The organism is Aliiroseovarius sp. S1339, assembly GCF_023195695.1.
Lineage (GTDB): Bacteria > Pseudomonadota > Alphaproteobacteria > Rhodobacterales > Rhodobacteraceae > Aliiroseovarius.
In genome coordinates, this window is record NZ_JALPQG010000005.1 from 281,286 (window position 1) to 295,404 (window position 14,119).

The following is a 14,119-nucleotide window of genomic DNA, read 5'->3' on the forward strand; positions in this document are numbered from 1 at the left end:
GGATAGCGGTTTGGCCTTAAAGGGCAAGGATTCTGTGCTCTGTAGCGTCTGGTATTTTGTGCCGATTCCAGTGAATTACTATGCTGCGGCCATAGGCAAGAAGGCTTGGTCAACCAGTATCAAGATGAGTTAGAGCCTACCATCGGAATCATTCGCTTGATCTCAGCAACGTGTTCGGCGCTTTGGGACCGGGCGTCATCCGCAAGCTCTAGCGCTGTTTCCATCAGGGCATCGTTTGGCACCAGCCGGTCAACAAGACCCCAGCGCAAGGCTTCATCCGCCTGGATCTTTTGCCCAGACATCAAAATCATTTTGGTTCGGGCAGGCCCGATCAACCCGGCCATGCGACGCGGGTCGGACGGCTGCGGAAGAAAGCCCAGCTTCATGACCGGATAGAAGAATTTCGCCTCAGGCACAGCAATGCGAATGTCACAGGCCAGGGCCATGCCAAACGCACCGCCCGCCAATGTTCCGTTCAAGGCGGCAATCGTCAGACATGGCGCGGCAGAAACCGCATTTGACAAGCGTTCCCAAACACCATCCACGGCAAGTCCTGCACGCGCTTCGTCCAGATCGGCCCCTGCGGAAAAAACTTTGCCCACACCGGTAAATACCAACACACGTGCATCGCCAGAGGCATCCATGGAAATCTGTGCCAGCTCTTCCAGCATCGCTTTGGTCAGCGAATTGGCCTTATCGGGGCGATTTAGGGTCACAATCCAGACCCCATTGTCTTTTTTTAGGTCGATCATCCGCGCACTTTCGCGCGGTCGCGGATGATGTCATCCCGCAGCGATATTTCTTCACCCAGAAACTCGTTGGCGTCATCGCTGCACATCCACAAAAGCGCGCGGGCGACCCACTCTGGCGGAACATGATCGGACCACGCCAGTTGCGCCACGGCGTTGATACCCGAGCCCTTAATCTCGCGTTGCATCTGGGTGGCGACGGTTCCGGGCGACAGGCCCATCGCACGGATACCTTTGCCTGCACCTTCCTTATGCAAGGCTTTGGTCATCATATGAACGCCTGCCTTGGATGCGCAATAATGGGCCCAGCCTTCCAGCGCATTATGCGCTGCGCCCGAACTGATCGTAAGCACAGACCCGCCACCTTGCGCCGCCATAATCGGCATCACCGCCCGCATTCCATAGTAAACGCCCTTCAGGTTCACGTCGATCACATGCCCCCATTCCGCCGGATCAGAGTCAATTAGCGGCCCAATCGGTTCGATTACGCCAGCGTTGTTGATCAGCACATCGACCGTGCCGAATTTTTGCACAGCCGCATCAACCGCCGCTTTCACGTCGTCCCATTTCGACACATCGCACGGAACCGCGAGGGCGCGATCGCCGATGGATGCGGCAATCGCGTCGATCTGAGATTTTCCACGCGCGGTCAACACCACGTTTGCACCCGCTTGGGCAAAGATGTGGGCGGCAGCCTCGCCGATCCCGCGGCTTGCGCCGGTGATTAGTACGGTTTTCCCGGTCATATCTGTCATCGTCGATCCTCCTATCCCCCTAAGTGCTAGCCCAGCGCGCACGCTTAGGCCAGAGACACGTCTTGCGACCGCGCCTTTGGATCGTTACCTCAGGGGCACGACCGCGAAAGGGACCAAAATGACAAATGCGCTGGATCAATTGACACAACAATTGCTTGACGCCGCCCGCAAGGCTGGTGCCGACGGGGCCGATGCGCTGGCTGTTGATGGCACCTCGATTTCAATCGATGTGCTGGGCGGCAAGCTTGAGCACGCAGAACGATCCGAGGGCATCGACATCGGCTTGCGCGTGTTGGTCGGGCAGCGTCAGGCCTGTGTTTCGGCGTCTGATACCTCGTCCCACACAATCGAAACGATGGCGGAACGCGCGGTCGCGATGGCAAAAGAAGCCCCGGAAGACTCGCATATCGCTTTGGCCATGCCCGACGCGCTCGCGCGCGATTGGGATTTGGCCACGCTGGAGCTTCAGGATCCATCCGCTGAACCGAACCCTGCAGACCTTGAACGTGACGCCGCCGAGGCGGAAGCTGCCGCGCTTGCCGTCACCGGCGTTACGCAGGTTTCAAGCAGTTCCGCAGGCTATGGACGCCACCAGTTCCATTTGGCCACCAGCAACGGGTTTTCGGGCGGATATGGTCGCACGCATCGGGCCACTTCCACGGTCGCCATCACGGGCGAGGGTGCGACGATGGAACGTGACTATGCTGGCGAAATACGCAGTTTTCAGGCCGACCTACCATCTGCAAACGAGATCGGCACAAAGGCGGGCAGGCGCACAGTTGAACGGGCCGGGGCACGCAAACCCCCAACCGGTGCTTTCCCGGTATTGTATGACGAACGCATTTCATCGTCGCTGATCGGCCACTTGTTGTCCGCCGTGAATGGCGCCTCGGTCGCACGCGGATCGTCGTGGTTGCGCGACGCATTGGGAGAGCAGGTGCTGCCAGACGGCATCGACCTGATCGAAGACCCCCACCGGCCCCGCATTTCTGGCTCGCGTCCGTTTGACGGTGAAGGTCTGGCAACCTGGAGGCGCAAAATCATCGACAATGGCATGCTGACTGGGTGGACATTGGACCTCGCAAACGCCAACAAACTGGGCATGAAAAGCACGGCCAGTGCGTCACGCGGGACGTCGTCACCGCCGTCGCCCTCGATCTCGAATGTGACCCTAACGCCGGGCGAAACGACCCGGGACGCGCTGATCTCCCAGATGGGGACGGGATTGATCGTAACCTCAATGATCGGGTCGACCATCAACCCGACCACTGGGGATTATTCGCGCGGCGCGTCAGGCTTCTGGGTTGAGAACGGGCAAATCACCTATCCGGTCAACGAATGCACCATCGCGGGCAACCTGCGCGAGATGCTGGGTCGGATCATCCCTGCCAATGACGCCGAAGCTCATCTAAGTCGCATGGTCCCCAGTCTGCTGGTCGAAGGAATGACCATTGCCGGCGACTGATGATCTTTCCCTATTGACAGACGCGGCCATCGAGGCTGGCAAGATTGCGGCACGCTATTTCCACGGCACTGCGGATCGCTGGGACAAACCTGGCGGCCAAGGCCCCGTGACCGAGGCGGATTTGGCCGTGGACCAACTGCTGCGCGAGGAATTGACCGCCGCACGCAAAGATTACGGTTGGTTGTCGGAAGAAACCGACGACGGCCCCGACCGGTTGCACGCCGAACAGGTGTTCATCGTCGACCCAATCGACGGTACGCGGTCCTTCATCGAAGGCTCAACCACCTGGGCCCATTCCCTTGCCATCGCGCGAAATGGCCGCATCGAAGCCGCAGTGGTCTATCTGCCACTGCGTGACAAACTTTATGCCGCAGCCCTTGGCGAAGGGGCCACGCTGAATGGCGCGCCTTTGGCTGTCAGCCCAAAGCACGATCTGACAGGCGCAACCGTTCTGGCTGCGAAACCGAATTTCGACCCGTCACGTTGGATCAATGCCGACGTGCCGCCGATCACACGGAAGTTTCGATCATCACTGGCATACCGGATGTCGCTGGTCGGCGAAGGTCGGTTTGACGCGATGATGACGTTACATCCTACATGGGAATGGGATGTCGCGGCAGGCAGTCTGATCATTGAAGAGGCAGGCGGAACAGTCAGTGACCGGTCCGACAAACCCGCCCGTTTCAACAACCCAACGCCCAAACTGGCCGGCATGGTCGCGGGTGGTGGCTTTATTCACGACGCCTTGATCGCCCGATTGGCCTGAGCCTGTTAGCCTAACATCTTAGTGAAAAGAGGCCATTGCCAAGAAACACTTTATCGCTAACATGTGTGCAGCCATATATGTTCAAGGATGCATTCGTGACCGAGAAACCCCCAATTAAAAATCGCCGCCCCCTTACCCTTCGCGACGTTTCGGAAGCGTCCGGCGTCAGTGAAATGACGGTCAGCCGGGTGCTGCGCAACCGGGGCGATGTCAGTCAAGCGACGCGTGAACGGGTGTTGGAAGCCTCAAAAGAACTTGGCTATGTGCCCAACAAGATCGCTGGCGCATTGGCCTCGCAACGTGTGAACCTTGTGGCGGTCGTTATTCCTTCGCTCAGCAATATGGTGTTTCCCGAGGTGCTGACCGGCATCAACGAGGTGCTGGACGAAACGCCCCTACAACCGGTTGTCGGTGTGACCAACTATGACCCCGAACGCGAGCAAAAGGTTCTTTACGAGATGCTGTCATGGCGTCCGTCAGGCGTGATTATTGCCGGGCTGGAACATTCGGACGCCGCCAAAGCGATGCTGAAAGCCGCGGGCATTCCTGTGGTCGAGATTATGGACACCGACGGTCAGGCCATCGACGCCTGCGTCGGCATTTCGCACCGCCGCGCGGGTCGAAAAATGGCGCAGGCGATCCTGAAAGCAGGTTATCGAAACATTGGCTTCCTTGGCACCAAGATGCCGCTGGACCACCGCGCCCGTAAGCGTTTTGAAGGCTTCACCGAGGTGCTGGCCAAAGAAGGGGTCGAAATCGCAGATCGCGAGTTTTACGAAGGCGGGTCCGCACTGGCCAAAGGTCGCGAGATGACTGAGGTCATGTTGAAACGCACGCCCGAACTCGACTTCCTTTATTACTCCAATGACATGATCGGGGCCGGTGGTTTGCTTTACTGTCTTGATCAGGGGATCAGCGTACCCGGCCAAATCGGCCTGGCTGGGTTTAATGGGGTCGAGTTGCTGGATGGCCTGCCCCGTCAGCTTGCCACCATGGATGCCTGCCGCGTCGAAATCGGCCGCGCCGCCGCGCGTATCATCGCCGATCGCACAACTGAGGCTGGTGACAGCGGTGGCGGTGAACGCGTCGAGTTGACCCCCATGATACAACCCGGTGACACCCTAAGCCGGCGCTAAAGTGCGCTGGACAAGCCATTTCCACGTCATTATTCCAACCGGGCGGCCCCGTGGCTCAACTGGATAGAGCAGCCCCCTCCTAAGGGGCAGGTTGCAGGTTCGAATCCTGCCGGGGTCACCATTTGGCTTTAATGCAAAAACAACCAGAAGTGCGCGCAAAAGAAACCAATAGTGTGCGCAAACCGTGCTTGTGATCTGGATCGGCACTCTGTCGAGCGTTAATCTTCCTATATCTTTCAGATACATAACCTGTTGTGGCTGGGTTTGACTGAGCGCGGCCCGTTTGTGCCGCCGATCGCTGATTTGACAAGCTGCAATCCGTAATCACTGTTTGTTCTCAAGGTTCCGGAACCTTTCATCAGTAACTGCTCCAGCGCCAATGCGCCGAGGGCCGTCACGCAAGGTGCGCCTCGCGCCCAGAAAGGACTCCGCGATGACCCGCGCCACGACGAACATCCCGTTTCATGATCTCACTTTCATCGACGACATCGCCAAGCTGCGCGATGTCGAGGCACGATGGAAAACCTTCCTCAAACGCATCCGACAGAAAGCGCAGGTGGCCGATCTGGAGACCGGGAAGATCACCGAGGAGGACGCGGTGGAGCCATACTATCTGGTGAACGACAGCGACCTGCGCCGCATTAAACGCCGCGCGATGCGGCTTGTGGAACGCGTGCATTCGTCCACCGGCATGTATCACCTGAGCGAGGAGAACCGCGCCCGGCTGACGCCGCTGCGTGGCGGCCTGCCGGTCACCCGCGTCACGTCCGAGCACGAAGCCGATGAAATCGCCGCCGCGCTGCATGCCGAGATGCCGTGGATGGCACGCGCAACCGAAGAGGTTTGGCATGGTCTGCGCGCCTCAGCTCGTGACGGGTTGCCGGGCGTGCGGTTCAATCCGCTCGTCCTGAACGGCTCCCCCGGCATCGGCAAGAGCTATTGGGCGCGACGCTTGGCGCATCATCTTGCGGTGCCCACGACGATGATCGAAGCCACGGGTGAGCCTGCGACCTTCTCTCTGGTCGGTTTGCAGAAGGGATGGGGGAGTGCAGGCCCCGGCAAGCTCCTGCAAACCGTCCTGAGCGCGCGTCACGCGGGCCCGCTGGTCATTGTGGATGAGATCGAGAAGGCAGGTGAAATGCAGTCGAACAAGGGCGTGCGACATACGCTCACCGACGCCCTCCTGCCGCTACTGGAACGCATGACAGCGGCCCAGTGGGAATGCCCGTTCTTCCAGATCAAGTGCGATATGTCCTGGGTCAATTGGGTTCTGACGGCAAACAGCCGCGTGGGGCTGCCTGAGCCCCTGCAGAGCCGCTGTGTCGTACTCGACCTGCCGGACCTGACGCCGGACCAGCTACGGCAGTTCGCAATCACCGAAGGCGCCCGCCGCGGCCTTCCTGATCCGGCGCTGGCCGCTCTGGTTGATGTCTTCGACTGCGGTGCGGTCTCGAACGCGCGCCTCAGCCTGCGGACCGTCGCCCGGATGCTCGACCGCGCCAAGGCGCTGGCCAAGCAGCCCATGTTGCATTGAGGAGCCCGCCATGACCCCCCTGACCATCCCCTTCCAGCACGGCACGTTGGCGATCCTCTCGGATTTGCACCTGGACAGCTACCAGCGGCTCGCGCTGGACCCGATCAGCCTTCTGAGCCTCGAAGAGACGCTTTGGAACGCTGACGCATTGATCCTCGCCGGAGACCTGACGAACGGGCCCCCGCAGAACTGGGCGCGCGTGTTCCAACATTTGTCCGATTACATCCCCGCGGATCATATCTACGCGCTGCCGGGCAATCACGATTACTATAACGGCAGCCTTGATGGCGACGCTTGGTTGGCAGAGGAGGCCCGCAAGGCCGGGGCCCATTTCATTCAAAAGCAGGTCCTGCTGCATGGCGACACGCGGCTTGTCTGCTGCACGCTGTGGACGGACTTCAACCTGACCCAAAACCAGCCCGCAGCCATGCAGACTGCACAACGCGCCCTGCGGGACTATGATCTGATCGCGGTGCCAGACGACCCGGACAAAAGGTTCTGGGAAGGAGCGTCTAAGCCGCCACCGCGACGGATCCGGCCCATCGACACGCTGAACATTCACCTTGATCATCGCGCGTGGCTTGAAAGCACGCTGGCCAGCCCGCATCCCTGTGGACCAGAGGGCAACACCGTGGTCGTCACGCATCACGGCCCGCACCCGGCTGTCGCGGGTCCGGTCGATGACCTGACGCCGAGTTTCCAGTCCGACCTTGGGGCGCTCATCAAACGCCATACCCCCGACGCCTGGTTCTTCGGCCATTCCCACCGCCGCCTGCGCGCCCAGGTCCACGGCTGCGACATCCGCAACGTGTCCGTGGGCTATGCCGGCGAACTGATCGACGAGCCCCTGACCTATCTGCGCGAGGCCTGTTTGTGGGATATCCTGCCCGTGAAGAAGAGGACCGGAAAATGACAGACGACACAGCCACTCGCGCGCAAAGCCGTCCAAAGCTTATCGTGCTCGACCTTCGGTCGATCGGTACCGCCGAGAGCCTGAGCGAGTTGTCTCCACAGGAATGTGTAGACACGCTCTGGACCGCCGCGATCGAGACGGGGTTGCCGATTGTCGTGATTACAGGCGGCGGCGATATCATGCCTCACGACATGGAGGATGTGTATCCGCCGCATGTGACCTTCGTTGATGACCGAAAAGCCGCGCTCGCGAGTCTTGCGGCATTCCGACGCTTCGGTCCAGAATCGACACGCAGCACTCGAACGCCCCAGGACGTGTTCTGGATTTCTGACGACGAAGGTCAGAAAAACGCGCCCGAAGGTGCGCGCCACTGGTCTATTCAGGACGCGATCCCGAAGCTCTACCAACTTTCCAACCGGTATCGCAGCTCGGTCCTGAACGGTCTGTCTCCGACCGAAGGAGAAATAGTACACACGATACTGCTGCCCCTTGACCTGGACCTCGGTTCAATGGGCGACCCGCACCTGATCTGTTCCCACGGCCGGTTTTTTTTTGATGCTATCCTGCTGGTCGAGGGTCAGGTCGCGATGGCCGGGTTCAAGGTGAAATCCCTCGAAAAGCTGATCGCAGGTTATGCGCCTCTCCTTTACAGCCTGGACAACGAGTTTTTTGAAGGAGCCAAAGAGCTGCGCAGCGCCCTAAAGCGGCTGCACGACTGTGGCGCGCGCGACGTGATCGGTGTCTGCAACGGGCGGGAAGACCGAGAGACGCATCACCCGTTCGAAGACTATGTGCGGAACGCAGGGCTCGCATGGCATCGGGCCAAATGGAATGATCTGTTTTCCAAACCGGGCCACGTATCGTAGAGGGTTCACTCGCAGCTAGCGCCGCATCATTAGTAAAAGATTCTACACGACCAAATGACGACAGTTTAAGCATGCGGTCATTCGCTGCGCTCCTCATAGATATCTTTTAAGCGGGACGGAGCTGCCGTTCGCTTCCTGTGCGTTAATGACCTCTCCCAGCTCAAAGCGGACCCATAGCCCTTGAGGCGAAACAACGATAGCCGACCGCTCAACCAGCGGGCCGCCATCAGGAAAGGCGCAGACGAAGTGTGCATTCTAACGTCAACTCATCCCCGTCTTTCGATGCGAAGGAATATGATCAATGATTGTCTGCTGGGTTTCTGTTTCCCAAAAATAGTAGATGCGCAAGCAACGCTTGGGATCGCGGGAGTTTCCGTTAGTTTTAATGTGCCAATCGACGTTGTAGCGTCTACCTTTCCAATCCGTCGGATAAGTGTCACCCCCACAAGATGCATTGATGATCCCGTTCTCGACGGTAACGTCCCGAAGCGAACCTCCACCGTTGACGCGCGTTTCATGTTGTTCGGTGGCAAGCCAAGCGATAGAGCGGGCCACCAATTCAACGTTCTCATATTCCGGCGATTTCAGCATGCGGCGCGCCGATGGCGTCAAAAGCACCCTGTCAGGATAGGTTTCATCGAGCCAATCAACGAATTCGCCCCATTCCAAAGGCAACGGAGGCTCTGCTGTTGGTGTTTCACCGCCCTTGGCCAAGGCATCCTTCAACTGCCGGACCTTGAACAACAGCGCACGGTTTTCTTGCTCAGCAGCAAGGGCGCGGGCCTCGGCGGCCTCGCTTAATTCAACATAGCCGTCAATCTCAGTATTCTTTTCAGTAACTTCCTTGTCCAAACTGTCGATCAGTGACTGGGCCGCTTCCAGCAACTCTGCGTCAGGCGCAGCACGGTCGCTTTGGACTTGGGCCTTTAGACGGCGGCTGGTTGTCCGGACGCTGGAAAAATCCAAAACCTCTTTACCAAGGCGAGTAGTGGAGATACTAGTTTCAGCGGCAAGGTTCCGTAGCGCAGCAGCACAGGCGCCTGCGCCCGCTGCATCGCGCAGAGTTTCACCCAAGAACAAGCGATGACCATACGGGTCATCTGTTGCAGAAAATCCCGGCATGTAGGCACGCACACCCGCACTGAAGACAGAACGATACTTCCCAAATCGTTTCGTCAGGACCCAAGTCTGTTCTTCAGGTATGCGCACGACACGCGCCATCCCAGCGACAGCCTTTGCCACCGACACATCGTCAATCAATGGCGTGCTACCTTGTCCCTGCGGCACAACTAGAACGAAAACCGGAAGGCGGCGTTCTGGGTCTTCCAGATGGTCACAAAGGTCTTCAGCATCATTTTCAGTGTTGATGGTTCGCGGTATTTTTAAGATGTCGCGCGACCCGCGGATCAGGCCGGGTGCTTCTATCATTTGCAAGATTGTGCCGGGCACGTGAGGTTCAACCGAAAAATCAGCTTCTGTGGTGCTTACAATCAAACGCAAGCTCAGATGAGGGCGTTGCCCGACCCCGCCGCCGATGACCACCTCAGTGGACCAGATACGTCCCGCGACTTTTTTGTCAGGGTCTTCGGCGCGCAATGCCCATAGGTCCATTGCGCCAGTGGAAATCCGCACGGCTGCACTGTTGCGCCCGCCTGCCATCAAGTCAAAATCGCGGTGATCCCACGCCTCTTTGGGCAAAGCAGCACCTGCACGTTTGCTTGCCCATTTAAGAACGGCCGCACGGGCGGCGTTGGAAGATGCGACAAAATCTTCGCCGTCCAGCTGGGCAGACACGCGCAGGATTTCGATGTTCCGCGCGGCGCGGGGCATCGTTCGGGCGAGGGGGGAGAGGGCATCGGCGAAACTGGTTGCCATAGGGTCACTTTCCAAGATGATGTTTTTCAATTTCAGATTGCACGAATGGCCACTGTCAGACAACCGCTTGAACTTACCAAACTCCACTTCGTCCTGCGCATTGCTGCCGTTCGTCTATCGCGCAGCATCTAGAATTTTGGGCACATAGCCGACCTTGGATGCGGCGCAGCATCTGCCGCAAATACCTCGTGTGCGCCGTCACACACGGCCCAAAGCCAACATCTGGCTATATATCGCCGTGTTGCAGTGCAGCCCGTCGAACCGGTCATTCGCTGCGCTCGCTCAGTCTGGGTATCGACGGATGACTGCAACGCGGAGGGAGCTTCCGGGCGCGTCGGTTGTGCAGGTTGCGCGTCACTAGTCGATGAATGCCAAACGGATCCACACCTGATTGGAAGACGCAAGGTTCGCGGCGTAACCGCACTGGCGCTCTCAGAACGGACACCGTGAGGATGCAAACTGGCCTGGCGCGGTCGGAATGTGCCCTCGGCTGACGCTCCAGTAAGCAGAAATACGGGTTTTACGCTACGCGCAGACCCCCCGTTTCTTGTCCTGCACTCCGGCCTTTTTCGCCGTTCCTATTCGAATGCATCAAAACAGGAAAGGAACGACAACGTACGGACTGCTCAATCGGTCCGGCTATAAGCAATTCGGCACGATGAAATAGATGTTGTCGGTTCCGGTTTCCGCATTTTCGGCCGAAGGCCACAGGCAGCGTTCAGGACGGTTCGGGGCATGGCCGTTCAAAAGCATCGCTATGTCTCGACGTACTGCGGGGGTATTGATGAAGTAGCGGTGGTTTGTGTTGATCCACTCGTCGCTGGCCTGACCTTCCCACTCTGCCAGCGAAGCATCTACTGTGCGGGTCTCTCCCAGCACGATGCGGTCGGCGCCCCCTTGGCCGATGCGCTGGCGGTCCTCATTTAATTGCACGGATTTCCCCAGAACCGGATCATTTCGGGTCACATAGATCGTCACGTCGGCAGCGAGACCGCGCAGCATCGGGTAAGATTGGGTAAACCGCGCAACAGAGACATCCCCCGCGGCGATCACGATGTGTCTGAATTGGGGCGTTTCAGACAGCGGCAAAAGGCCGTCGGTTGGTTCAGGCATATTTTGATCGATACCTTGCGTCCCATCGAAGCTGCATCCGGTTGCGATATTGTAGAGCATGAAAGCACCCATCGAATGGGCGATGATATCCACGTTGCCCTCTCCGTAGGCCGTCGCGAGTTCACCCAGGGCGGCCCTCAAGGCGTGGCAGGCCTGCATCACTCGGTTCCGGTCCTCGCGATATACCGGTTCGATTCTTATGGGAGCGTCCTCCCAGATTGCCCCTAGCCGGCCCTGGGAATGCCAACTCATCAGAATCGGCTGGGCTCCGACGCGGGCCGTTGACATGATGGAGGCGAGCGCATGGGTCGCCTCCTCGAACTCCACATTAAAACCGTGAATGAAGACGACCGCTCTGGGAAAGCCTGCGTCTTTTGCGATTTCCCTTGTAAGTGCGGCAGACAGGCTTTCCCCATCAAGTGGCTCGAAAATAGGGGCACCATCAAAGTCCTGATTGACGTCTGGTGCAGTGCCGCATCCGCCGACCACGGCACAGCCATATTGCCCAGCAGCCGTCAGAATCCGACCATTGTCGACCAGATTAGCTACCACCGACTGATTGACGACGCCAAATGAGACCGTCGCCGCATCACTACTTTCATTCAAATAACTGCTTGTGTACCGATCCCAGTCACGGGTAGTCGCATAGAGCAGACGGTGGGTGAGACAAGGTGAGCTTTTCTGATCTTGTCCGACGGCGCAGATGGCTCGTCTGGCTGCTAGGGCGATTTCGAACTCTTCTTCGTTCGTGGCTGTCTGCATCGCGATATTGGAACTGCTCTCGCGGAAGGAGGCGGACCAGATTGGTTCAGACGCAACAAAGAGGTTGGCGTCATAGTCGAGGTTGAGCGCTGCCTGGGTGATAAGCTCGATAGCTTCACTTTGAGGGGCGGCGAAGGCACCGTCGGGGTTTTCAAGGCTAAGGCGCCCATAGAGCCACTGCGCGGAAACACTAGGGGCCGCTGTCTGCGTGGCCAATTGGATGGCTTCCAAAGCGGCGCCTTGGTCGCCACGCCGAAGCTCCAGTAGGGCGCGGGTCTCGTCCTGAAAGGGATTAGTACCCAGTGGCGGCAGCGCGGCGATGAGATCATCGTTGGACAGGTTCGGGATTTCCGGAATCTCGGACAGATCGAAGCCATAAAGTTCCCCCTCTGCAAAAGCTCTGAGAACAAAAGGGGATTGGGCCTCGAGTCCGTTACTGAGCAACGTCCGCAAGGAGTCGGCCTGCTGTTCAGATTCCGCGCGTTCCAATGCATCGACATAGCTGGGGGTAAATAGGTTCGGGTTTTCTAGTGCATTCTGCGCCAGTCCATTGAGGATCTCTTCCGTAATTATCAATGTCTGCCGGTCGTCCCTACTCTCGAGCAAGTAGTCGGCAAATGTCGGGTTCGAGAGAATAGTCTCGATTTCTGTTGTGGCGGTGTCTGCTGTCTCAAGCGTCGGGAGTGGATTGCCCCGATAGAATTCCAGCATAATTGTTGCGTCATCGGAGAGCCCGTCGCGCGCGCTCATGCTCTCTAGCACGTTGGGGTCGAACGTTACGGTGGGGTTGAGAAGGGCGCGCGACATCTCTCCGTCGCTCATTATTTCTGCCGTGTTTGGACCTACATACTGGAAATCCGAGGATACGCCTGGCCTGCCCATCGGAAAGATGTCATCGGAGTCACCGATCTGGGGCGTTGCAGGCAGAAGAACCTTCGGATTGAAATAACCAACATCCTGAGCGGTGACAAAAGTTGGAAGATATAGAAGAGCAATCGGGAGACAAAGGCGCAGCATGGAATCACTCATGATTAATTAGGATCAGTTCAACTCTACTTTGTTTTGGGCTTTGCTTGAACAACTTGCCAAGTAAAGCTCGCGCCGACGATGCCTCTTAACCACCCCAACACCGATATGGTCGACTATATCTGAACTCGCCGAATATGGGTCAACGCGGCCTCCGACCCTAAGCTGCCGTTGATCACGACAACTCATTTCTGAGGCCTCAGCCGCATTGCGGGCATTGGCTGCAAGAGATCGAGCCAACTGCACGAGGCGGCTAAATGTTCCGTGCTAGACCACCTAGGTTAGCCCACAACAGTAAACCTGCAATCGGAAGTTGTCCCAATACGGATACAAAGGCTAACCTTGCTTCATTGGTTTTCTAAGTCATGGAGATTTGAACAATGAACGACCCTTTTCAGATGCAGCCAGAACTGCGCTATGGAGCCCCAGTGTGTGACCAAATACTGACGGGCCGGCATTTCTGCATTGGGTACTCTTGGTACTTTAGGCAGGCGAAGTGGACGCTAGAAATTGTCAACCGAAACGACCATCTATTAACAGAGGTCGAAAGACGAGATCACTTCCGCGCAGACACACGGATCCCACATCGGTTCCGGGCTAGTCTAGACGCTTACAGGGGAAGTGGTTTCGATAGAGGACATCTCGTCGCAAGTGCAAATCAAGACATTCAAGAGATACAGAACAGTGAAACGTTCCTTCTTTCAAATATGTCTCCGCAGCGCCCTGAATTCAATCGCAGGCAATGGAACCGGTTTGAAAGTTCAGTTCGCGAATTGAACGACCGAGATGATGTTCTGGAGACCTATGTTCTCACTTGCCCTGTATTTTATTTTGGGGAGATCGTCGAAACTATCGGGGATGAAGGTGATGAATATGGCATTGATGTCCCTGTACCCCACGCATTCATCAAGAGCGTGCTCACTGAAGATTTGAGGGGGCGTTTGTCATTGTGGACGTTTGAGATGAAGAACGAAGCGCTCGACGGAGACCTTGGCGGGTATATCGTAAATACCTACGATGCGGAACAAATCGTTGGCGGTCGATTTTGGGATCGGATTAGTGGAGGCGATATGCACGAACAAAAGAGAAACCCCAGACCGATGTGGTGACGGCCCAAACCGGACCTTGGGCGAGGACCATGGAGCCGCGCTACGGTCCG

11 protein-coding genes and 1 tRNA gene are annotated in these 14,119 nt (G+C 57.7%); 8 read left to right on the forward strand and 4 right to left on the reverse strand.

Annotated elements, in window-relative coordinates:
• Positions 1-119 precede the first annotated feature (119 nt).
• On the reverse strand, positions 120-752 hold the full coding sequence (locus tag MUY35_RS09820; protein WP_248367035.1) for an enoyl-CoA hydratase/isomerase family protein: 633 nt from the start codon (positions 750-752) through the stop codon (positions 120-122).
• A complete protein-coding gene (locus MUY35_RS09825) occupies positions 749-1,504 on the reverse strand; it encodes an SDR family oxidoreductase (RefSeq protein WP_248367050.1) in 756 nt (251 codons plus the stop codon). The genes MUY35_RS09820 and MUY35_RS09825 overlap by 4 nt, the downstream gene beginning before the upstream one ends.
• Positions 1,505-1,622: 118 nt before the next feature.
• Between MUY35_RS09825 and MUY35_RS09830 the strand changes: the two genes are divergently transcribed.
• The 7 genes from MUY35_RS09830 to MUY35_RS09860 all read left to right on the forward strand — a co-directional run bounded on the left by MUY35_RS09830 (position 1,623) and on the right by MUY35_RS09860 (position 8,184).
• On the forward strand, positions 1,623-2,969 hold the full coding sequence (locus MUY35_RS09830; protein ID WP_248367053.1) for a TldD/PmbA family protein: 1,347 nt from the start codon (positions 1,623-1,625) through the stop codon (positions 2,967-2,969).
• Positions 2,956-3,735 carry a 3'(2'),5'-bisphosphate nucleotidase CysQ gene (locus MUY35_RS09835; RefSeq protein WP_248367068.1) on the forward strand — a complete coding sequence of 260 codons (780 nt, stop codon included), beginning with the start codon at positions 2,956-2,958 and terminating at the stop codon, positions 3,733-3,735. The genes MUY35_RS09830 and MUY35_RS09835 overlap by 14 nt, the downstream gene beginning before the upstream one ends.
• 95 nt (positions 3,736-3,830) lie before the next feature.
• On the forward strand, positions 3,831-4,871 hold the full coding sequence (locus MUY35_RS09840; protein ID WP_248367071.1) for a LacI family DNA-binding transcriptional regulator: 1,041 nt from the start codon (positions 3,831-3,833) through the stop codon (positions 4,869-4,871).
• Positions 4,872-4,915: 44 nt separating this feature from the next.
• Positions 4,916-4,992, forward strand: a tRNA-Arg gene (locus tag MUY35_RS09845).
• Between the two features lie 312 nt (positions 4,993-5,304).
• Positions 5,305-6,405 (forward strand): AAA family ATPase, encoded by a 1,101-nt coding sequence (locus tag MUY35_RS09850; RefSeq protein WP_248367074.1) that lies wholly within the window; start codon positions 5,305-5,307, stop codon positions 6,403-6,405.
• A gap of 10 nt (positions 6,406-6,415) precedes the next feature.
• Positions 6,416-7,318, forward strand: a complete 903-nt coding sequence (locus MUY35_RS09855) for a metallophosphoesterase (protein WP_248367078.1) — start codon at positions 6,416-6,418, stop codon at positions 7,316-7,318.
• Positions 7,315-8,184 carry a hypothetical protein gene (locus MUY35_RS09860; protein ID WP_248367081.1) on the forward strand — a complete coding sequence of 290 codons (870 nt, stop codon included), beginning with the start codon at positions 7,315-7,317 and terminating at the stop codon, positions 8,182-8,184. Before MUY35_RS09855 ends, MUY35_RS09860 begins: the two co-directional genes overlap by 4 nt.
• Before the next feature lie 261 nt (positions 8,185-8,445).
• Here the strand turns inward: MUY35_RS09860 and MUY35_RS09865 are convergent, their stop codons facing one another.
• Both MUY35_RS09865 and MUY35_RS09870 read right to left on the reverse strand, forming a co-directional pair.
• Positions 8,446-9,780: a hypothetical protein gene (locus tag MUY35_RS09865; protein WP_248367083.1), complete on the reverse strand. Its 1,335-nt coding sequence runs from the start codon at positions 9,778-9,780 to the stop codon at positions 8,446-8,448.
• A 918-nt stretch (positions 9,781-10,698) separates the two neighbouring features.
• On the reverse strand, positions 10,699-12,951 hold the full coding sequence (locus MUY35_RS09870) for an alpha/beta hydrolase (RefSeq protein WP_248367086.1): 2,253 nt from the start codon (positions 12,949-12,951) through the stop codon (positions 10,699-10,701).
• A 389-nt stretch (positions 12,952-13,340) separates the two neighbouring features.
• Here MUY35_RS09870 and MUY35_RS09875 point away from each other — a divergent pair, with 389 nt between their 5' ends.
• Positions 13,341-14,069, forward strand: coding sequence for a DNA/RNA non-specific endonuclease (locus tag MUY35_RS09875; RefSeq protein WP_248367089.1), 729 nt, complete (start codon positions 13,341-13,343; stop codon positions 14,067-14,069).
• The last annotated feature ends 50 nt before the right edge of the window (positions 14,070-14,119 follow it).

Bases quoted from the DNA above. Each gene is read 5' to 3' on its own strand.
- MUY35_RS09830 (WP_248367053.1), top strand. From the start codon at position 1,623: ATGACAAATGCGCTGGATCAATTGACACAACAATTGCTTGACGCCGCC.
- MUY35_RS09860 (WP_248367081.1), top strand. From the start codon at position 7,315: ATGACAGACGACACAGCCACTCGCGCGCAAAGCCGTCCAAAGCTTATC.
- MUY35_RS09820 (WP_248367035.1), bottom strand. From the start codon at position 752: ATGATCGACCTAAAAAAAGACAATGGGGTCTGGATTGTGACCCTAAAT.
- MUY35_RS09875 (WP_248367089.1), top strand. From the start codon at position 13,341: ATGAACGACCCTTTTCAGATGCAGCCAGAACTGCGCTATGGAGCCCCA.
- MUY35_RS09855 (WP_248367078.1), top strand. From the start codon at position 6,416: ATGACCCCCCTGACCATCCCCTTCCAGCACGGCACGTTGGCGATCCTC.
- MUY35_RS09870 (WP_248367086.1), bottom strand. From the start codon at position 12,951: ATGCTGCGCCTTTGTCTCCCGATTGCTCTTCTATATCTTCCAACTTTT.
- MUY35_RS09850 (WP_248367074.1), top strand. From the start codon at position 5,305: ATGACCCGCGCCACGACGAACATCCCGTTTCATGATCTCACTTTCATC.
- MUY35_RS09825 (WP_248367050.1), bottom strand. From the start codon at position 1,504: ATGACAGATATGACCGGGAAAACCGTACTAATCACCGGCGCAAGCCGC.